This is a genomic window from Asanoa ferruginea (assembly GCF_003387075.1).
GTDB classification, from domain to species: domain Bacteria; phylum Actinomycetota; class Actinomycetes; order Mycobacteriales; family Micromonosporaceae; genus Asanoa; species Asanoa ferruginea.
In genome coordinates, this window is the sequence record NZ_QUMQ01000001.1 from 7016808 (window position 1) to 7037605 (window position 20798).

The window sequence follows — 20798 nt, forward strand, 5'->3', positions numbered from 1 at the left end:
GCGCGTGCCGCCGGCCGACGAGTCCGTCGACGCCATCGCGGACCGCCCGCTCGCGTTCTTCAACGCGCTACTCACCGAGCACTTCGTGCTGGAGTCGGCGCGGGGGATCACCGTCAACGAGTCGAGCAGCCGGGCGTCGCTCTACCTGATGACGCTGTCGAGCTCGCTGGTCGCGTTCGGCTTCCTGGCCTCGACGCACTTCGCGCTCTACTTCCTCGCCGTGATCATCCCGGTCGTGTTCATCCTCGGCGTGTTCACCTACGAACGACTGGTCGAGACGTCGCTCGAAGACGTCGCCGCGCTCGTGTCGATCCAACGCATCCGCCGCTACTACGGCACGTTGCTGCCGGGCGCGGACCGCTACTTCCCGGTGGCCACGGAACGCGCACCCAACGAGATGATCGAGATTGGCCAGCGCGGCTACCGGCGCGGCGTGTTCTTCACGATCTCGTCGGCGATCGGCATCATCAACTCGATCGTCGCCGGCGCCGGGGTCGCGCTGCTGGTCTATCAGCCCACAACCAGCCTCGGCGCCGCGATCACCTCAGGTGTCGCGGTCGGCGTCGTGCTGATTCTGCTGCACGGCGTCTACCAGATGCACCGCTATGGCCGGCAGCGCGACATCATCAACGCCCAGCAGTAGGTCCCGGTCTCAGCGAGGCGGGCCGCCGCGATCTTCGCGCTCGGCAGGATCGAACGGCTCGGGCATCGCTCGCGCGGGCGCCGCGATCTTCGAGCGCGGCAGGAGCTCAGGCGTAGCTCGCGAAGGCGGCGCCGACCGTGACCGCGGCGAGCACCGCCGACCCGGCGACCGTCGCGCGTGCCGCGAGCGCCTCGCCGTTGTCGAGCCAGCCGGCCGCGGCCAGGGCCGCTCCCCAAGGGAGCGAATAAGTCAGGGCGTACTGGCCGAGGCTGGTGATGTCGAGGTCGCGGAACGCGGCGCCGAGCGCGAACGGCAGACCGACCGCCACCATGCCACCGACGACCAGGGCCCGGAAACCCGGCAGCGCCACCCCGGTCGGCTCGCGCCACAGCAGGCCGACAGCCACGCACGTCGCGACGGTGGCCCAGACGGCGACGGCGGCCGCGAAGGTCACCACGGTCGCGAGATTGTGCGAAGCCATGTCCTGCGCCCCGTTGGCGTTGAACCAGTCCCGAACCGCGACCACGCCGTAGCCGGCGACCTGCGCACCGACGACCGCGGCGACGACGGCGGCGGGCCGGAGCCACTCCGGCCGGATCACGATCACCACCCCGGCGCAGGCCAGGGCGGCCAACAGCGGCCACACCGCGGCGGGATAGTTCCAACCGCGCAGAGTGCCATACGTGCCCCGGCCTGGCACGGCCGCCGACAGCGCCGCGCCGGTGGCGCAGAGCACCACCAACCCACCGGCCACCGTGGTGGTCACCCGACCGACCGTCGTCTCCATACCGGAACTAACGACGCTCGCTCCAGTGTGCGACGAGATCACCGCCCGCGGCCCGGTGTGCCCGCAGGTGGTCGAGCCAGGACGGACCCAACTGGGTGAGTTCGACGAGGTTGCCGTCCGGGTCGCGGACCGCGGTGATCCGCGATTCGGTGCCGAACTCGACCGGCGGATAGCTCGTCTCGACGCCGTGCGTGGCCAGCCAGGCGACCAGCGGGTCCAGGTCGAACACCTGGAACGCGAGCTTGATCCCGCCGCCACCGGTCGCCTCGCCGGGGTAGTCGTCGGCCGGGTGGATCGCGAAATGCACGTCGCCGAGCTCGCAACCCCAGTGTGGCTCCGAATCGCCGTGCCGCTCTTCCACCAGCGGCACGCCGAGCAGGTCGCGATAGAAGTGGACCAGGCGTTCGGGCTCGGTCGACACCACGATGAGCCCGGAGAGGAACCGCAGGTTCTCCGGCCGTTCGGACATGGCGTACCCCATTCGATGTTCGGGTTCGCCCGCCGGCGGGGTGCGTGGCGGGCGAACCCGAACATAGGCCTTTCGTCAGGGGCAGGCGGGGAACAGCCGGCGGGTGCCGGTCGCGTACGCCGCCTTGTCGCTGAACCGGCAACCGAAGTCGGGTGCGGCCACCGAGCGGGCGTCGAGGCGGTCGCCGGCCGGCTTGCGGTCATGTCGCACCCAGCCGACCAGGTCGTCCCAGGCGGCGCCGGCCTCGGCCGGGCTGAACTCGCAGTGTTCGGTGGCCCGGACGGCCCGCTGCACGAGCAGGCGACCGCGGCCGTTGCGGTCGACGTCAGCCTTGTATTGCTGCTCGTTGACGAACGGCACGAACATGTCGCCGAGGTCGTGCAGCGACAGCACCGGCACCCGCGGCCGGCCCTCGATCTTCGGCACCTGGGTGAGCCGGGTGGACACCCGTTGGTAGACGTCTTCCGGCGCGACCCGTTGGACCGAACGGTTCACGTTCACCGGCGTGTTGGGGGTGTAGCGCGTGAACAGGTTGGTCGAGATCAGGCCCGGGTCCTGCGCCGGCGTGTCCGAGGACGCGCTCGGCGCGCTGAGCGAGAAGACGAAGTTCTTCCAGTAGGCGAACGACGCCGCCGCGCCCGGGCGGGGGCCGCCGGTCAGGTTGACGGCGATGTCGCGGAACTGCCGGCCCAGCGCGTTGGTCGGTTCCGGCGCGAGCGGCGTGATCGCCGCGATGCCGAGTTGCTGCTGCACCGCCGGCACCACCGAGGTCAGGTAGTCGGCGCCGGCCGGGTAGGTCTTGACGCCGCTGAGCGCCCCGGCGGTGAGTTGGAAGTCGAGGAAGTAGTCGATCAGGCGCTGGTCGCCCATGACGCCGCACATCGGCAGGGCGCCGTCGTAGAGCCGCGGGTATTCCTCGAGCGCACGGCCGATGATGTAGCCGCCCATCGAGACGCCCGCGATGTAGGTGTGGTGTGGCCGGCGGACCGTCCGGCCGAAGTGGTCGGTCAGGTCCTTGGTGCTCAGGACGCCCGCGCGGATGTCGAAACCATTTCCGGTGTAGGAGGACGCCGCCCATGCGTACCCCTGGTCGAGGAGGCGTTGGCGGAGCCCGAAGGCCGGCGGGTCGACGGTCAGCACGGTGCCCTGGCCGCGATAGCCGTGTGCCCACATGACCAGGTCGCCGTTCCAGTGCGCGGGGACCTCGATGATGTAGGCGGCGTGCGCGTGGGTGCCCTGCTTGACGGTGGTCGGCTGGCCGCCCGCGGTGGCCGGCGCGAGTGGCGGGTTGACGATCGTGTAGCCGGGCAGTGGTTGGTCGCCGGGTGTGCCCCCGGCGGCCGCCGCCGCGGGGAGGGCGGTCACCGCGGTGACGGCGGCGACCGTGGACACCAGGACGCGGAACAGGAGGGTACGGCGCATCGTCGCGCTCCTCCCCGAGGGGTTTGGGGAGTTGACGGTAGGCAGGCCGGCTTACGGGTGTCAATACTGCACTGTCAGTGCGAAAACCCCGTCCGCCCACGCCCGGGGCACCGCCCGGCCTATCGTGGCCGTGAGGAGCCGGGATGTTGCTAGGGAGGCGCCCCGAACGCGCCGTGTGCGACGAACTGTTGGACGCGGTCCGGGCGGGGGAGAGCCGGGCGCTGGTGGTCCGGGGTGAGCCGGGCATCGGGAAATCCGCGTTGCTCGACCACCTGACCATGCGCGCGTCCGGCTGCCGCGTGGTCGCCGCCGGCGGCGTCCAGTCGGAGATGGAACTCGCCTTCGCCGGCCTGCACCAGCTCTGCGCGCCGTTCATGGACCGCCTGGGCGGCCTGCCGGAACCGCAGCGCGCCGCCCTGGAGATCGCACTGGGCAGCCGCGAGGGCCCGCCGCCGGACCGGTTCCGGGTGGGTCTGGCCGTGCTCAGCCTGCTGGCCGAGGTGGCGACCGAGGAGCCGCTGGTGGCCGTGGTCGACGACGCGCTCTGGGTGGACCGGGCCTCGTTGCAGGCGCTCGCCTTCGCGGCCCGCCGGCTGCGCGCCGAGTCGGTCGCCCTGGTCTTCGCCACTCGCGACCCGGAGCCCGCGGAGCTGGTCGGGCTGCCCACCCTCGATATCGCCGGCCTGGCCGACGAGGACGCCCGCGCCCTGCTGAGCACGGTGCTGCTCGGCCCGGTCGACGAGCCGGTCCGGGAGCGGATCATCGCCGAGGCCCGCGGCAACCCGCTCGCCCTGCTGGAACTCGCCCCCGCGCCCGGCACGCCCGGGGAGGCCCCGCTGCCGGCCCGGATGGAGGAGCACTACCGCCGCCGGCTGGCCGCGTTCGGCACGTCGACCCGACTGCTCGTGCTGGTCGCCGCCGCCGACCCGACCGGCAACCCGGTGCTGCTCTGGCGGGCCGCCGAACGGCTGCGGATCCCGGCCAGCGCGGTGGCGCCGGCTGCTGCCGCCGGGCTGATCGAGATCGGTCCCCAGGTGCGGTTCCGGCATCCGCTGGTCCGGTCGGCGATCTACGCCGCCGCGCCGGACGCGCAGCGGCGGCAGGCGCACGCGGCGCTGGCCGAGGCGACCGACCGGGAGCTGGACCCGGACCGGCACGCCTGGCACTCCGGGCAGGCCGTGGAAGGCCCCGACGACGAGATCGCCGACCGGCTCGAGCGCTCGGCGGGCCAGGCGATGGCCCGCGGCGGCCTCGCCGCGGCGGCCAGCTTCCTGCTCCGGTCGGCCGAGCTGACCGGGGATCCCGCCCGCCGGACCCGCCGCACCCTGCTGGCCGCGAAATGCAGCCTGGAGGCCGGCTCGCCGGACCGTGCGCTGGCCCTGATCGCGCTGGCCGAGGCGGGCGGGCCGGACAAGGTCCAACGGGCCGAGGCCGGGCTGCTCCGGGCCCGGGTGGCGTTCATCCGCAACCGTGACGCGGCGGCCTCCCCGCTGCTCCGCGCCGCTGCCGCCGACCTGGAAGCGCTCGATCCGGAGCTGGCCCGGACCACCTACCTGGAGGCCATCTCGGCGGCGATGTTCGCCGGCGCGCTCGGCGAGGGGCAGTTGCGGGAGGCCGCGCTGGCGGCCCGCGCCGGCCCACCGGCACCCGACCCGCCGCGCGCCGCCGACCTGCTGCTCGACGGGTTGGCGATGCGTTTCACCGACGGCTACCCGGCCGCTCTGCCGGTGCTGCGGCGCGCGGTGGTCGCGTTCCGCGACGGGCCGGCCGTCGGGCCGGACGCGGTCCGCTGGCTGTGGCTGGCCTGCGTGACGTCGACCCAGGTCTGGGACTTCCCGAGCTGGCCACGGCTCGCCGGCAAGTTCGTCCGGCTGGCCCGGGAGAACGGCGCGCTGTCGACCCTCCCGGCGGCGCTCAACTCCCGGATGGCCGCGGACGTGCTGACCGGCGATCTGGGTGCCGCGGCGGGCCTGCTCGACCAGTTGCGGGCCGCGACCGACGCGACCACCGCCCGCCCGTTCCTGCCGCTCGGCGAGCTGATGCTGGGCGCGTGGCGGGGCGAGACCGCCGAGACGGAAGCGCTCGCCGAGGCGACGGCCGCCGACGTGCGGCGCCGGGGCGAGGGCGCCGGCCTGGTCGCGGTGGCCTGGGCGCTGGCGGTGCTGCACAACGGGCGCGGCGAGTACCCGGCCGCGGCCGACGCCGCCGCGAGCGAGGACCACGAGCCGCCGGTGCTCGGTTTCCCGCCGTGGGGCATCCTGGCCGAGCTCGTCGAGGGCGCGACCCGGGCCGGCCGGCCCGAAGAGGCGGCGGCGGCCTTCGACCGGCTCGCGGCGGCCACCGCGGCCGCCGGCACCGAGTGGGCGCTGGGCATCGAGGAGCGCAGCCGGGCGCTGATCACCGAGGGCCCGGCCGCCGAGGAGCACTACCGGGCGGCGATCGACCTGCTGGCCGCGACACCGCTGCGCGGCGAGGAGGCGCGGGCCCACCTCGTCTACGGCGAATGGCTGCGCCGCGTGGGGCGCCGGGCCGACGCCCGGGAGCAGCTCCGGGTCGCGCACGCCGAGTTCGCCGACCGCGGGATGGAGGGCTTCGCCGAGCGGGCGGAGCGCGAGCTGGCGACCGCGGGGGAGACCGCGCACAAGCGCGCCGCCCCGCCCACCGGCCGGCTGACCGCGCAGGAGGCGCAGATCGCCCGGCTCGCCCGGGAAGGGCTGTCCAACCCGGAGATCGGCGAACGACTCTTCCTCAGCCCGCGTACCGTCGAATGGCACCTTTCCAAGATCTTCGCCAAGCTGCGCATCACCTCCCGGCGCGAGCTGCGCCGCTGACGGGTGACGCCCGTTCGAGAGCACCACGCCCCGCCCGACCCATCGTTGACCAGCGGTGGGTCGGATACGTGAGTGGCTGGCCCGCTATGCCCCGGCCGAGGCCGCCGGCATCACCGGCGCACTGCTCGCCGCGGCCGCCGTCGACTCACCCGAGGCCGCCGCCGTCGCCGGCACGATCGGCGAGACCATCGGCTTCTACACGATGATCTTCGTGCGCGACCTGCGCGCCGGGAACCGCCCCGGCCGGGTGGTCCGCGACATGGTCGTCGAGTTCGGCCCGGCCGAGGTGCTCGACACCCTGCTGGTCCGCCCGGGCGCGATGTATCTCGCGACCCGCGCCCTGGGCACCGCGACCAGCGGCGTCGTCGCCGGCAAGCTGGCCGCTGACGCGGTTTTCTACACCATCGCGATCATCGGGTACGAGCTGCGCCGCCAGCGTGTCGACGCATCGAAGGACTTGACTGGTCAGCAACCGCCTGGCTAGCGTCCATTCCGGACTTTGAAGCTTCCACGGGGGAGGGCTCCACCATGTCGCTGCGCACCAACGCTGTCCGGCTGGCCGTCGTCGGGGCGGTCGCCGCCGCCATCACCGGGATCGCCGCCGCGCCCTCGCAGGCCGGCATCTACACCTGGCAACGCCAGGGCAGCTACGCCAGCAACGCCGACTGCGTCGCCGCCGGCAGCGCGGCGGTCCGCACCAGCGAGGCCGACGCCTACCGCTGCAGCGGGGCCGCCGGCACCGAGCTCTACCTCGGCTTCATCTGGTAGCTTCCCGGCGCGTGACCGACTACCGCACCGTCAACCAGGCCAACTGGGACGAGCGGGCGCCCGCGCACGCCGCGTCGCCCGACTACTCGCTCGCCGAGTTCGGCGCCGACCCGGCGTTCCTCAGCCGCGACGTCCGCTTCGACCTGCCCCGCCTCGGTGACGTGCGCGGCCTGCGCGGCGTCCACCTCCAGTGCCACATCGGCACCGACACCATCTCGCTGTCGCGGCTGGGCGCCCGGATGACCGGCCTCGACTTCTCGACCGCGTCGATCGCCGAGGCGCGCAAGCTCGCCGAGCGGCTCGGCGACCCGACGGAGTTCGTCGAGTCCGACGTCTACGCCGCTGCCGACGTACTCCCGAATGAGTCTTTCGATCTGGTCTTCACCGGGATCGGCGCGCTCTGCTGGCTGCCGTCGGTGCAGCGGTGGGCGCAGGTGGTGGCTCGGCTGCTCAAGCCCGGCGGCCGGCTGTTCATCCGCGAGGGGCACCCGGTGCTCTGGTCGATCGACGACGCGCGGGCCGACGGCGCTGACCTGGTGATCCGCTATCCCTACTTCGAGACCGCCGATCCGCTGGTCTACGTCGAGGGCGGCACCTACGTCGAGACCGACGCCGTGTTCACCGAGAACGAGACGCACAGCTGGAACCACGGGCTCGGCGAGATCGTGACCGCCCTGTTCGACCACGGGCTGCGGTTGACCATGCTGGTCGAGCACGACAGCGCGCCGTGGGAGGGTCTGCCGGGCCGGATGGTCCGCGGCGACGACCTCGAGTGGCGGCTGACCGAGGGTCGCGCGCGCGTTCCGCTCACCTACACGCTCCAAGCGGTAAAGATGGGTGGGTGACCGACCTACCGCAGACGATGACCGCCTGGCAGGTGGTCGACCCGGGCCCGCTCGACACCCACCCGCTGCGCCGGGTCGAGCTGCCGGTGCCGGTCCCCGAGCCCGACGAGGTGCTGCTCAAGGTCGAGGCGTGCGCGGTCTGCCGCACCGACCTGCACGTCGCCGAGGGCGACCTGCCGCCGCACCGCAGCCCGGTGGTGCCCGGGCACGAGATCGTCGGCCGGGTCGTCGCGCGCGGCTCCGGCGCCACCGTCTACTCGCTCGGCGACCGGGTCGGCGTGCCCTGGCTGCGGCACACCGACACCACCTGCGTCTACTGCCGGCGCGGCACGGAGAACCTCTGCCCGGCGTCGCGCTACACCGGCTGGGACGCCGACGGCGGCTACGCCGAATACGCGGCCGCGCCGCAGGACTACGTCTACCCGCTGCCGGCCGACCGCGACCCGCGGGAACTGGCGCCGCTGCTGTGCGCCGGCATCATCGGCTACCGGGCGCTGCTGCGCGCCGAACTGCCGCCGGGCGGCGCGCTGGGCATCTACGGCTTCGGCGGGTCGGCCCACCTGATCGCCCAGGTCGCCATCGCGCAGGGCGCCACGGTGCACGTGATGACGCGGTCGATGGCGGCGCAGCGGCTGGCGCTGGAGTTGGGCGCCACTACGGCGGGTGGCGACCACGACCGCCCGCCGGAGAAACTGGCCGCGGCGATCCTGTTCGCACCGGTCGGCACGCTGGTGCCGGTCGCGCTGGCCAACCTCGACCGGGGCGGGACGCTGGCGGTCGCCGGCATCCACCTGTCGGACATCCCGGTCCTGAACTACGACCAGCACCTCTTCGAGGAGCGAACGCTGCGCAGCGTCACCGCCAACACCCGCGCCGACGGCCGGGCGTTCCTGGCCGAGGCGCTGCGCCACCCGCCGATCGTGCACCGGCAGGACTATCCACTGGCCGAGGCCGACCGCGCGCTGGCCGACCTGGCCAGCGACCGCGTCGACGGCGTGGCGGTGCTGGTGCCCTAGGTGTGGTGCCCGCGAGGTTGCTCCAAATGGCGATGGGCGCAACGTGGCCGGTGGTCCTCTCGTCGCCGGCGGGACTCGCGGCGGGCGTCCTGGTCCGTGGTTCCCAGTTGGTGTTACGCATCTCGATTGGCACTTCGGTGTAGCTCTCACCACCCGCGACGGCGCATATGTGATCGGACTAGTTGATGCAGCGGCAACCGCCGGCGGCAATCTTATTGCCGGTGGAATGGGTTGGTCGGGTGTGGTCTTTGCTTGAACCTTCGGAGTATGTTCCGCCATCCGTGACGACGTGTTTTCCGTCGGGCTGGTCGATGCCGTGGCGGGCGACTGGGGCGATCCTTCCGCCTGTGGGCCGGGGCGGTTTGTCTCGGTCGGTGTGCGGGAGTCGCTGTCAGCGTCAGGTATGCGACGTAGACGTTCGGCGTGGCGCCGCGTCAAGCCCCAGGCGCGATGGCGTTGGTGCTCGCGGCGGAACTCCTCGCTTGCGGGTGAGTAATTGCGGGCTGCGGTGCGGTCGCGCATGACGGCGAGCTCTTTGGTGGTGAAGAATTGGAGCTGCCGCATACATCAATTGTCGCCTATCACAAGCGGAATCTCTGCCCTGCCCGGGGCTTTCGATTATGCAAAATCAATGGCGCGGAAAATAAGGCCCGGCGCGGCGGCCGGCCGTCCTCGACGACTCCTAGTGCAACACCGACTCGTAGACGGCCATCGTCCGCTCAGCGATCGAGGCCCAGGAGAAGTGGGTCACCGCCCGTTCGCGGCCGGCCATGCCCATTTGTTTTGCCCGCTCCGGGTCGCCGAGCAGGGCGTTGATGGCGGACGCCAGGTCGGCGACGAAGCGGTCCGGGTCGAGGGGCGTGCCGGTGCCGTCGGTGGCCTGGTCGATCGGCACCAGCACGCCGGTCGCGCCGTCGTCGACGACCTCGGGGATGCCGCCGGTCGCGGTCGCCACCACGGCGGTCTCGCAGGCCATCGCCTCCAGGTTGACGATGCCCATCGGCTCGTAGATCGACGGGCAGACGAACACCGTGCTGTGCGTCAGCAGCTGGATCACGTCTGGCTTGGGCAGCATCTCGGGCACCCAGAAGATCCGGTCGTGCCGCTGGCGCAGCTCGTCGACCAGGTCGCGCACCTCGGCGGCGATCTCCGGGGTGTCGGGCGCGCCGGCGAGCAGCACGAGTTGCGCGTCGGCCGGCAGGTCGCGGGCCGCGCGCAGGAGGTAGGGCAGGCCCTTCTGCCGGGTGATCCGGCCGACGAAGATCGCGGTCGGGCGGCCCGGGTCGGCGCCGATCCTCGCCCAGACACCGGTTGACGGATCGGGCTGGTATTGCAGCGTGTCGATGCCGTTGTGCACTACGCGTACCCGATCAGGGTTGACTGCGTGGTAGGCGGTGAGCACGTCGCGGCGCATCCCCTCGGAGACCGCGATGACCGCGTCGGCGGCCTCGATCGCGGTGCGCTCGGCCCACGACGAGAGCCGGTAGCCGCCGCCGAGTTGCTCGGCCTTCCAGGGGCGCAACGGCTCGAGGCTGTGCGTGGTCACCACGTGCGGCACGCCGTGCAGCAGCTTGGCGACGTGGCCGGCCAGGTTGGCATACCAGGTGTGGCTGTGCAGCACGTCGGTGCCCGCGGTGCCGGCCGCCATCTCCAGGTCGACGCCGAGCGTACGCAGCGCCGGGTTGGCGTCCTTGAGCCCGGGCGGATCGGGATAGGCGGTGACCCCCGGCTCGGACCGCGGAGCCCCGAACGCGTGCACCCTTACGTCGGCGAGTCGCCGCAGGTCACGAGCCAGATATTCCAGGTGTACGCCAGCGCCGCCATAGACCTCGGGCGGGTATTCCCGGGTGAGGAGGTCGACTCGAATCCTGTCCACACCGGAAACCTTAGGTGCCCGGACCGGAAACTGCGTTGGGACGGGGCGCCCCTCCGCTGGTGCCGGAAGCCGACGGTGGCTAGCGTCTGCTCATGGCACCCAAAGTCCTCGCGATGGTTCTCGCTGGCGGCGAGGGCAAACGCCTGATGCCACTGACCGCAGACCGGGCCAAACCGGGCGTCCCGTTCGGCGGCATCTATCGGATGATCGACTTCGTCCTCTCCAACCTGGCGAACGCCGGCTATCTGAAGATGGTCGTGCTGACCCAATACAAGTCGCATTCGCTCGACCGGCACATCACCAAGACCTGGCGGATGTCCAACCTGCTGGGCAACTACGTCGCTCCGGTGCCGGCACAGCAGCGGCTCGGTCCCCGCTGGTTCGCGGGCTCGGCCGACGCGATCTACCAGAGCCTCAACCTGATCCACGACGAGAAGCCCGAGTACGTGATCGTGTTCGGCGCCGACCACATCTACCGGATGGACCCGGCCCAGATGGTCGCCCAACACATCGAGTCGGGCGCCGACGTGACCGTCGCCGGCATCCGGCAGCCGATCGCGATGGCCGACCAGTTCGGCGTCATCGAGGTCGCCGGCGACGGCCGCCGGATCCAGGCGTTCCGCGAGAAGCCCACCGACGCCCGCGGCCTGCCGGACGCGCCCGACCAGATCTTCGCCTCGATGGGCAACTACGTGTTCCGGGCCGACGCGCTGATCGACGCGGTCACCCGCGACGCGCAGAACCCGTCGAGCAAGCACGACATGGGCGGCAACATCATCCCGATGATGGTCGAGAAGCAGAGCGCCAACGTGTACGACTTCGCCGACAACGTCGTGCCCGGCAGCACCGACCGCGACCGGGGTTACTGGCGCGACGTCGGGACGCTCGACTCGTTCTACGAGGCGCACATGGACCTGATCGCCATCCACCCGGTGTTCAACCTCTACAACTTCGAGTGGCCGATCTACACCGACTACAACCCGTGGCCGCCGGCCAAGTTCGTGCACGGCTGGCAGGAGCGGGTCGGCCGGGCGGTCGGCTCGATGGTCTCGCCCGGCGCGGTGATCTCCGGGTCGCTGGTGGAAAACTCGGTGGTATCCCCCAACGTCAAGGTCCACTCGTGGTCACACGTGTCCGGCTCGGTCCTGATGGAGGGCGTCGACATCGGCCGCCACGCGGTCGTTCGCAACGCGATCCTGGACAAGAACGTGGTGGTCCCCGAGGGGGCGGAGATCGGGGTTGACCTGGAGCGCGACCGCCGCCGTTTCACGGTCTCCGACAACGGCATCGTGGTGATCGGCAAGGGCCAGCGGGTCGACGCCTGACCGAACCCGACAACCGCGAACAATCCTCGTCCTCGACGCGACGGCGGCCGGAGACCCGACTACGGTGGAGATCATGGCTGAGGTCGATCCCGTGCCGCCCACGAACGCCCCTGGCGAGGCGTCCCCGCCCCCGGCCGCGAGCCCCGGAAGGACCCCGGCCAAGCCCGGCCCGCCGGGCGTCCGAGCCGTCCCCAAACCCCCTCCCGGCAAGACCGCCACAACCGCCACGCCAGCCGCCGCGAAGCCCCAGCCGGCGGCGGGCGCAATGCCGGAACCGGCGGCGGCCGTGAAGCCGGAACCGGCGGCGGCTGCGAAGCCGGAACCGGCGGTAGCCGTGAAGGCCGAGCCGGCGGCTGCGAAGGCGGAACCGGCGGTAGCCGTCAAGGCCGAGCCGGCGGCTGCGATGCCCGAAGCGGACCCCACCGCGGCCGAGACTACGTCCCCGGCGCCGGTCAAGCCGGTGCCGACGCCGTCCGAGGCCAAGCCCGACCCGGCGCGGCCGGGTCCGGACCCGACGGAGGCCGCCGCCCTAGGGAACGCCCCCGTCAATCCGGTGCCGATGCCGTCGGTGGCTAAGCCGGCATCCGCGCGCCCGGAGCAGGACCCGGCAGCGACCGAAACGCCACCGCGGACCGCGGACGCATCCACGCCCGCGGCGCCGAGCCCCGCGAATCCCGAGCCGGAACCCACGGCGGCCGAGGCTTCGCCTGCGGCGTCGAGTCCAGGGCCGGAACCCGCGGCGGCGGAGGCTTCGCTTGCAGTGTCGAGTCCAGGGCCGGAACCTACGGCGGCCGAGGCTTCGCCCGCGATGTCTAGCTCAGAGCCGGAACCCACGGCGGCCGAGACTCCGCCCTCGGCCCCGGTCAACCCGGTGCCGACGCTGCCCGTGGCCAAGCCCGACCCGGTGCGGCTGGAAGCAGACGCGAGGGAGGCCGCCGCTCCGGCGGACGCCCCCAATGGCCCGGCTTTGGCCGAGTCGGCGAAGGCGCCAGCGGCGGTCGAGCCCGCCAAGGCTCCGGCTCTGGCCGAGTCGGCCGCGCCTGCGGCCGCGGCTGCCGATGACCGCCCCACGACCGCCGAAACGCCAGACCCACTCGCGGCTGGAGCCGCTCCGGCGATCGCCGAGCAAGCCCCGGGTTTGGCCGAGCCGGCGAACGCCCCGGATCCGGCCAAGCCCGCCAAGGACCCGGCGTTGGCCGAGCCCGCGAAGACCCCGGCGGCGGCCGAGGCCGCCAAGGCTCCGGCTCTGGCCGAGTCGGCCGCCGCGGTCGAGCCCGCCAAGGGACCGGCGCCGAAGGCTGGGCGGCAGGTGCCGGTCGAGCCCAACCCGGGCGACGGCCGGATTCCGATCGACGAGGTCCGCCCGGTGGTCAGTGGCGGCAAGTACCCGGCCAAGGCGGTCGTAGGCGAGATCGTCCCGGTCTCCGCAACAGTCTTCCGCGAGGGCCACGACGCCGTCGGCTGCAACGTGGTCTGGCGGGACGCCGATGGCACCGAGGCGCCGTTCACCCGGATGGACCCGGGCGCGCCGGGCACCGACCGCTGGCATGCCACCTTCAGCCCCACCTCGGTCGGCGAGGGCAGCTTCGTGGTGGAGGCGTTCAGCGACCCCTACCTGAGCTGGCGCGACGCCGTCGAGAAGAAGATCGCCGCCGGGCAGGACGTCACTGACCTGGCCAACGACCTCGTCGAGGGCGCCGCCCTGCTCGACCGCGCCGCCGATGGCGTGCCCGACGACCAGCGCGCTCGGGTGACCAAGGCGGCCGAGGCCCTACGCGCCGACGATCTGGCGCTCGGCATAAGGGTCTCGCCGGCGCTGGGCCTTGCCGAGCTGCTCTGGCGTTACCCGGTGCGGGAACTTGTGAGCCGCGGCGACGCGTACCCCGTGTGGGTCGATCGTAAGAAGGCTTTGTTCTCCGCCTGGTATGAGTTCTTCCCGCGCTCCGAGGGCGCGGTGGTGAAGGACGGGCACAGCCGGCACGGCACGTTCGAGACCGCGCAGGCGCGGATTCCGGGCGTGGCGAAGATGGGCTTCGACGTGCTCTACGTGCCGCCGATCCATCCGATCGGGCGGGTCAACCGCAAGGGTAAGAACAACGCGCTGGCCGCCGACGAAGACGATGTCGGCTCGCCCTGGGCGATCGGTGCCGAGGAGGGTGGGCACGACGCCATCCACCCGCGGCTCGGCACGCTCGACGAGTTTCGGGCCTTCATCGCCAAGGCCGCCGAGCACGGGCTCGAGGTCGCGATGGACCTTGCCCTGCAGTGTGCGCCCGACCACCCGTGGGTCAAGGAGCACCCGGAGTGGTTCACCACGCGGGCCGACGGGACGATCGCCTACGCGGAGAACCCGCCGAAGAAATATCAGGACATCTACCCGTTGAACTTCGACAACGATCCCGAGGGGATCCGCCAGGAGATCCGGCGGGTCGTCCTGCACTGGGTCGCGCAAGGCGTCAAGATCTTCAGGGTGGACAATCCGCACACCAAGCCGGTCAACTTCTGGCATTGGTTGATCGCGGAGGTCAAGGCCGTCGATCCCGACGTGCTGTTCCTCGCCGAGGCGTTCACCCGGCCGGCGATGATGAACGGGCTCGGCAAGATCGGCTTCAGCCAGTCCTACACCTACTTCACCTGGCGCACGTCGGCCTGGGAGATGCGGGAATACTGCGAGCAGCTGGTCGCGGCGGCCGACCACATGCGGCCCAACTTCTGGCCCAACACGCCCGACATCCTGCACGAGACGCTCCAGCACGGCGGCCCGCCGATGTTCAAGATCCGGGCGGTGCTGGCCAGCATGCTGGTGCCGTCGTGGGGGGTCTACGCCGGCTACGAGCTGTTCGAGCACGTGGCCCGGCCGGGCGCGGAGGAATACCTCGACAACGAGAAGTTCCAGCTCCGCCCGCGCGACTGGGCCGGCGCCGAGGCCGCGGGCCGGTCGCTGGCGGGTTTCCTCGGCCGGCTCAACGCGGTCCGGCGCGACAATCCGGCCCTCCACTGGCTGCGTAACCTGCGTTTCCACGACATCGACAACCCGGCGCTGCTGTGCTGGTCGAAGCGTGACCCGCGGGTCGACAACACCGTTCTGGTCATCTGCTCGTTCGATTCGAGCGGGACGCAGTGGGGAAACACCACACTGGACATGCCGGCGCTGGGTCTGGACTGGCACGAACGCTTCGTGGCGACCGACCAGCTCACCGGGGCCACCTACGACTGGGGCCAGCGCAACGCGGTCCGGCTCGACCCGTTCCTCGAGCCGGCGCACATCCTCTCGGTGCGACCGCGTCGGTGAGGGCGATGGACCGCGCCGGGCGGCGCGGGGTGAGGTAGGGAATGACCTGATGATGGACGAGTTGATCTCCGGTGCGGTGCACGATCCGCACGCGACACTCGGCGCGCATCCGCGCGACGGGCGCACCACCATCCGGACGTTGCGCCGTGGCGCCGACTCGGTCTCCGTCGTGGTCGGCGACGAGAGCCACCCGGCGACCCGCGTACACCCGGAAGGGATCTTCGAGGTCACCGTCCCCGGCGAGGTCTTCGACTATCGGATCGACGCCGACGGGCGGCAGCACGACGACCCCTACCGGCACGGCCCGACGATCGGCGAGATCGACCTGCACCTGATCAACGAAGGCCGGCACGAGCGGCTCTGGGAGGCGCTCGGCGCGCACGCCCGCGACGGTGGCGTCTCGTTCACCGTGTGGGCACCGAGCGCGCAGGGCGTGCGGGTGATCGGCGACTTCAGCGGTTGGGGGCCGCACGACGGCTGGCCGATGCGGTCGATGGGCAGCAGTGGCGTCTGGGAGATCTTCGTGCCCGGCGCCGGGGTGGGCAACCGCTACAAGTTCCGGATCCTGGGCCGCGACGGTGTCTGGCGCGAGAAGGCCGACCCGCTGGCCCGGCGCACCGAGATCCCGCCGCGCACGGCGTCGGTCGTCGACGAATCGTCCTACGACTGGAAAGACGCGGAGTGGATGACCCGCCGGGTGGCGGCAAAGCCGCACCAGGAGGCGATGAGCGTCTACGAGGTGCACCTCGGCTCGTGGCGGCCCGGCCTCAGCTATCGCGACCTCGCCGACCAGCTCACCGACTACGTCGTCGAGATGGGCTTCACCCACGTCGAGTTCCTGCCGGTGATGGAACACCCGTTCGGCGGCTCGTGGGGCTACCAGGTCACCGGCTACTACGCGCCGACCGCCCGGTTCGGCGACCCCGACGACTTCCGCTATCTGGTCGACCGGCTGCACCAGTCGGGGATCGGGGTGCTGCTCGACTGGGTGCCGGCGCACTTCCCGCGCGACGAGTGGGCGCTGGCCCGGTTCGACGGCACGCCGCTCTACGAGCACGGCGACTGGCGCAGGGGCGAACACCCCGACTGGGGTACGTACATCTTCGACTACGGGCGCCGCGAGGTGCGCAACTTCCTGGTCGCCAACGCGCTCTACTGGTGCGCCGAGTTCCACATCGACGGCCTGCGGGTCGACGCGGTCGCGTCGATGCTCTACCTCGACTATTCGCGCCAGGACGGGCAGTGGGAGCCCAACCAGTATGGCGGCCGGGAGAACCTCGACGCGATCGGCTTCCTCCAGGAGACCAACGCGACCGTCTACAAGCACCACCCCGGCGTCGTGATGATCGCGGAGGAGTCGACCGCCTATCCCGGCGTCACCTGGCCCACCTCGGGCGGGGGCCTCGGCTTCGGCTTCAAATGGAACATGGGATGGATGCACGACACGCTCCTCTACGCGTCGAAGGAGCCCATCCACCGGCAATACCACCACAACCAGGTGACCTTCTCGATGGTGTACGCGTGGAGCGAGAACTACGTGCTGCCCATCTCGCACGACGAGGTCGTACACGGTAAGCGCTCGCTGCTTTCCAAGATGCCCGGCGACCTGTGGCAGCGGCTGGCCAACGTGCGGGCGCTGCTCGCGTTCATGTGGGCGCATCCGGGCAAGCAGCTGCTGTTCATGGGCTGCGAGCTCGGTGACGACGAGGAGTGGAACGAGGAGCGGGGCCTCAACTGGTCGCTGCCGTCGGACCCGCAGCGCTCCGGCCTCCAGCGGATGGTGCGCGACATCAACGCGATCTACCGTGGCGCGCCCGAGCTGTGGTCGCAGGACACCACTCCGGCCGGCTTCCGCTGGATCGTCTCCGACGACGCGGCCAACAACACGCTGGCGTTCATCCGGCTCGCGCCGGACGGCTCGCCGCTGGTCTGCGTGGTCAACTTCGCGGCCGTCCCGCACGAGAACTACCGGATAGGGCTGCCGCGCGCCGGCGCCTGGACCGAGGTGCTCAACACCGACGCGGCCGACTACGGCGGCTCGGGTGTCGGCAACCTCGGCGCGGTCCACACGGAAGACGTGCACTGGCACGGCATGCCGGCCTCGGCCCGGCTGCGGGTGCCGCCGCTCGGCGCGCTCTGGTTGCGGCCCGCGTGATTGAGGGTGGGGCCCCGCACCGGGGCCCCAGCCCGATCACCAGTTGAAGCCGGCCGCGTAGCTGGCCTGGGCGAGCGCGGCCTGGCCGGCCGCGTTGGGGTGGAAGTAGTCCCACCCGGAGACCTGGTTGAAGCTGAACGGGTAGTTGAACACGGCGTTGTCGTCGAAGTCGCAGTTGGGCCCGTAGGCCGCACAGGCGGCCGCGAGCTGCGCGTTGAAGTCGACGACCCGCTGCCGCACCCGGTCGCGCCGGGCGTTGTCGGCGGCCGAGGTCGAGGTCGGGCTGGCCAGCATCGACTTGCAGATGCCGAACAGCGACCAGGCAGTGCGGGCGGTGCCGCTGGTGCGGCCGACCTCCCAGAGCCGCTTGATGTCGGGGATGCTGATCACGGCGACCTTGGCGTTGGGCAGCCCGCTCTTGAGCGTGCCGAGCGCCGTGTCGATGAAGCCGCGGAAGGTGCCCACGGCGGTCATCGACGACTCGGAACTGGTGCAGGCGTCGTTGGCACCGATCAGGATCGTCACGTACTGCGGGTTGCGCGACACGGTCGCGGTCGCCTGGCCGGGCATGTCGTCGGCCTTGGCGCCGGAGGCGGCCTGGTTGTAGTTCTTCCCGTTGATCGCGCTGTTCTTCGCGCGGATCCGCTGGTAGTGGCTGTTGATGCCGGAATCGGTGCCGGTGCTGAACGACCGCGACGTGCAGTCGAAGTAGAAGCCGCAGGCGTTGAAGCCGCGGGTGATCGAGTCACCCATGCTGGCCATCGACGAGGGCGGCGGCCCGGGGTCGGCCTGGGCGGGCGAGCTGACCGCGAACAGCCCGGCGCCCACGCAGAGCGCGGACGAGGCGAGCAACGCGAACAGCCGGCGGTGGGGGGATGTGGTTGGGCTCACGCGACCTCCCAAGGGAGCACGAGTTACCGCCGGGTAACGGCGAGTGCACGCACGTTAACTCGGTGTAAGATCGATGACAATGGCTGCGTACGAGGTTTCGCCCCACCCGCAACGACAGCCTTCCCGCCCCGCGGCTCCTGCGGTGCGCGCCACGCCGCTGTGTTTGCGCAGGTCAGGCGCTAGGCGTTGCTCGGGTGGCGGCCCAGCCAGGCCAGCACCGCATCGCCGGGCATGGCCGGCGCGTAGAGGTAGCCCTGGCCCACGTCGCAGCCGGCCTCGCTCAGCAGCCGGGCGGTGTAGCGGTTCTCCACGCCCTCGGCGACCACCCGCAGGCCCAACGCCCGGGCGAGGTCGACGGTGGACCGCACGATCACCGCGTCGTCGGCGTTGTGTGCGATTCCGGCGACGAACGACCGGTCGATCTTGATTTCGCCGAGCGGCAGCCGCCGGAGGTGCTGCAACGACGAGTAGCCCGTGCCGAAGTCGTCGAGCGAGATGGCGACGCCGGCCGCGGCGAGGCGTTGGATCGTGGCCCGCAACTGGGCCAGGTCGGCGGTCAGCGCGCTCTCGGTGACCTCGACCTGGATCAGCGAGGCCGGCACGCCGTATTCGGCCAACCGCGCGGTGAGCTGCTTGACGATCTCGTCGCCGTGCAGATCCCGGATGGAGACGTTGAGCGAGGTCCGCAGCGTGACCCCGGCCGCGAGCCACGTGGCCTGCTGCGCGACCACGTCGTCTATCACCCGCTGCGTGATCATCCGCATGACCGGCGTGTGCTCGGCGATCCGCAGCAACTCCGACGGCGGGATCGATCCGAGGGTCGGGTGCTCCCACCGCAGCAGCGCCTCGAACCCGACGACCCGGTCGGTCGCGATGTCGACCTGCGGCTGGTAGTGCAGCGTCACCTCGCCCGGGCCGCCGCTCTCCAGCGCGCGCCGGAAGTCGCTCAGCAGGGCCAGCCGCTCGGGGTTGTTGTGGTCGTCTTCGGCCCGGTAGACCTGCACCGGCCAGCCGCGCTGCTTCGCGAGATACATGGCGACGTCGGCGTGCCGCATCACGGTGGGGAAGTCCTCGCCGTCGCGCGGTGCGAGGGCGATCCCGATCGAGCCGGTGATGTCGACCTGGAGGCCGTCGAGCAGCACCGGGGTCGCCATCGCGTCGGTGATGGCCTCGGCCAGCCGGCGGGCCTCGGTCTCGGTGGTGACCGGCGCCACCACCGCGAACTCGTCGCCGCCGAGCCGGGCCGCGGTCGCCGTCTCGGGCACCGCGGCGCGCAGGCGCTGCCCGACCGCCACCAGCAGCCGGTCGCCGACCTCGTGGCCGAGCGCGTCGTTGACGTACTTGAAGCGGTTGAGGTCCAGCAGCAGCATGGCCAGCGGCGGGTCATGGGCCGGGTCGTCCTCGGTCGGCCGGAGCCGGGAGAACGCCGCCCGCAACCCGGTGCGGTTGGACAGGTCGGTGAGCGGGTCCCGGCGGGCCAGCCGGTCGCGTTCGGCGGCCAGGCGGGCCATCCGTTCAACGGCATAGAGCGGCACGAACACCAGGGGTACGAAGGCCGCGCTCATCCAGGCGGTGACGGCCAGCACCGGGGCGAGCAGCAGCAGGGCCGCGATGAAGAGCAGCTCGTAGGTGGGCGCCGGGCGCAGCACCTGGTAGCTCGGGCGGCCCCGGGAAACCAGGCCGGCGATCGAGCGTAGAAGCTGGTAGGTGATCAGCCAGACCGCGGCGGCCCCGACCACGGAGACCACGTCCCGCAGGGCGTCGCTCGCGTTGATCGTCTGGAGCAGCTCGCCGCTGCCGAGCGAGAGCACGCCGTAGGCGGCGGTCGACGCGACCGCGAACTGTGAGGCCATCAGCGCGGCCCGGAAGGGCGGGTAGCGCATCCGCCAGGCCACCACCGCGGCCGCGGCGAGTTGGACCGCGATCGCCGGGCCCAGCCCCCAGTGCAGCAGGATCGCGAAGGAGAAGCACAGCGAGGGGCAGACGATCACCGGTCGCCCGCCCCGCCCGGTGGCGATGAACGCGCGGGCGTCGGCGAGCACGGCCAGGCCCGCGAGCAGCCAGCACTCGGGGTGGGCGGTGCCGGCGCTGGGGTTGCCGTTGGTGAACGCCAGGACTAGGCCCAGCGCGGCCAGCAGCATCACGACGGCGCTGTAGACGACCAGCATCGGCTGGGCACGCCAGCCGGCTGACCCCTGAACGACCTCACCGACCCGGGGGGACCAGGGAGCCGGTGCCGCGTCGACCCTGAACATCACGTCCACCGTACGAACGATTCTCGGATAAGTCACTATTAAATTGGGCGAATCAGGTTTAATCCGAATCACAGCCGAGTATCGAAAGCTATTGACGCGGCCGTTCTCCGGCTCCACGATGGGAGCGCTTCCATCGATGTTGCTCCACGGATGGGCGTGCCGGGTGCCGTTGTCCTCCGGGCGGGACGCGGGCGAGCAGGGCGCCGGCGGTCGTCGCGTGGCG

Annotated in this window: 15 protein-coding genes; 9 read left to right on the forward strand and 6 right to left on the reverse strand. The window is 71.6% G+C overall.

Going from position 1 to position 20798, the window contains the following annotated elements; translation table 11 throughout:
- Positions 1–4: 4 nt before the first annotated feature.
- Positions 5–643, forward strand: a complete 639-nt coding sequence (locus DFJ67_RS32785) for a hypothetical protein (protein WP_116072184.1) — start codon at positions 5–7, stop codon at positions 641–643.
- A gap of 106 nt (positions 644–749) precedes the next feature.
- On the opposite strand, the gene DFJ67_RS32790 is transcribed toward DFJ67_RS32785, so the two are convergent.
- The 3 genes from DFJ67_RS32790 to DFJ67_RS32800 all read right to left on the reverse strand — a co-directional run bounded on the left by DFJ67_RS32790 (position 750) and on the right by DFJ67_RS32800 (position 3321).
- On the reverse strand, positions 750–1409 hold the full coding sequence (locus tag DFJ67_RS32790; RefSeq protein WP_147315690.1) for a hypothetical protein: 660 nt from the start codon (positions 1407–1409) through the stop codon (positions 750–752).
- A gap of 28 nt (positions 1410–1437) precedes the next feature.
- The gene (locus DFJ67_RS32795) at positions 1438–1899 is read right to left on the reverse strand and encodes a VOC family protein (protein ID WP_170216086.1); all 462 of its coding nucleotides are present in this window, start codon (positions 1897–1899) and stop codon (positions 1438–1440) included.
- A 75-nt stretch (positions 1900–1974) separates the two neighbouring features.
- Positions 1975–3321 (reverse strand): alpha/beta hydrolase family protein, encoded by a 1347-nt coding sequence (locus tag DFJ67_RS32800; RefSeq protein ID WP_116072190.1) that lies wholly within the window; start codon positions 3319–3321, stop codon positions 1975–1977.
- A gap of 143 nt (positions 3322–3464) precedes the next feature.
- Here DFJ67_RS32800 and DFJ67_RS32805 point away from each other — a divergent pair, with 143 nt between their 5' ends.
- From DFJ67_RS32805 to DFJ67_RS32825, 5 genes are read left to right on the forward strand one after another with little or no spacing between them, the layout of a single operon-like run.
- Positions 3465–6152 (forward strand): helix-turn-helix transcriptional regulator, encoded by a 2688-nt coding sequence (locus tag DFJ67_RS32805; RefSeq protein ID WP_116072192.1) that lies wholly within the window; start codon positions 3465–3467, stop codon positions 6150–6152.
- 55 nt (positions 6153–6207) lie between these two features.
- Complete coding sequence (locus tag DFJ67_RS32810) at positions 6208–6636, forward strand: hypothetical protein (RefSeq protein ID WP_116072194.1); 429 nt, start codon at positions 6208–6210, stop codon at positions 6634–6636.
- 44 nt (positions 6637–6680) lie between these two features.
- Positions 6681–6920: a hypothetical protein gene (locus tag DFJ67_RS32815; RefSeq protein ID WP_116072196.1), complete on the forward strand. Its 240-nt coding sequence runs from the start codon at positions 6681–6683 to the stop codon at positions 6918–6920.
- 11 nt (positions 6921–6931) lie between these two features.
- Positions 6932–7765: a class I SAM-dependent methyltransferase gene (locus DFJ67_RS32820; RefSeq protein ID WP_116072198.1), complete on the forward strand. Its 834-nt coding sequence runs from the start codon at positions 6932–6934 to the stop codon at positions 7763–7765.
- A complete protein-coding gene (locus tag DFJ67_RS32825) occupies positions 7762–8781 on the forward strand; it encodes a zinc-dependent alcohol dehydrogenase family protein (RefSeq protein ID WP_203783475.1) in 1020 nt (339 codons plus the stop codon). The genes DFJ67_RS32820 and DFJ67_RS32825 overlap by 4 nt, the downstream gene beginning before the upstream one ends.
- A 682-nt stretch (positions 8782–9463) precedes the next feature.
- Here DFJ67_RS32825 and glgA read toward each other — a convergent pair.
- Positions 9464–10657 carry a glycogen synthase gene (gene glgA / locus DFJ67_RS32830; protein ID WP_116072200.1) on the reverse strand — a complete coding sequence of 398 codons (1194 nt, stop codon included), beginning with the start codon at positions 10655–10657 and terminating at the stop codon, positions 9464–9466.
- A 92-nt stretch (positions 10658–10749) separates the two neighbouring features.
- Here glgA and glgC point away from each other — a divergent pair, with 92 nt between their 5' ends.
- From glgC to glgB, 3 genes are all read left to right on the forward strand, one after another.
- Entirely contained in the window at positions 10750–11982 is a 1233-nt protein-coding gene (glgC, locus tag DFJ67_RS32835) for a glucose-1-phosphate adenylyltransferase (RefSeq protein ID WP_116072202.1), read from the forward strand.
- 1309 nt (positions 11983–13291) lie between these two features.
- On the forward strand, positions 13292–15274 hold the full coding sequence (locus tag DFJ67_RS32840) for an alpha-1,4-glucan--maltose-1-phosphate maltosyltransferase (protein ID WP_116076908.1): 1983 nt from the start codon (positions 13292–13294) through the stop codon (positions 15272–15274).
- 52 nt (positions 15275–15326) lie between these two features.
- Positions 15327–17429: a 1,4-alpha-glucan branching protein GlgB gene (glgB, locus tag DFJ67_RS32845; RefSeq protein WP_116076906.1), complete on the forward strand. Its 2103-nt coding sequence runs from the start codon at positions 15327–15329 to the stop codon at positions 17427–17429.
- A 36-nt stretch (positions 17430–17465) separates the two neighbouring features.
- On the opposite strand, the gene DFJ67_RS32850 is transcribed toward glgB, so the two are convergent.
- Together DFJ67_RS32850 and DFJ67_RS32855 are read right to left on the reverse strand one after the other, a co-directional pair.
- Positions 17466–18320, reverse strand: coding sequence for an SGNH/GDSL hydrolase family protein (locus DFJ67_RS32850; RefSeq protein WP_239097119.1), 855 nt, complete (start codon positions 18318–18320; stop codon positions 17466–17468).
- Between the two features lie 179 nt (positions 18321–18499).
- Positions 18500–20575: a putative bifunctional diguanylate cyclase/phosphodiesterase gene (locus DFJ67_RS32855; RefSeq protein WP_239097120.1), complete on the reverse strand. Its 2076-nt coding sequence runs from the start codon at positions 20573–20575 to the stop codon at positions 18500–18502.
- Between the last annotated feature and the right edge of the window lie 223 nt (positions 20576–20798).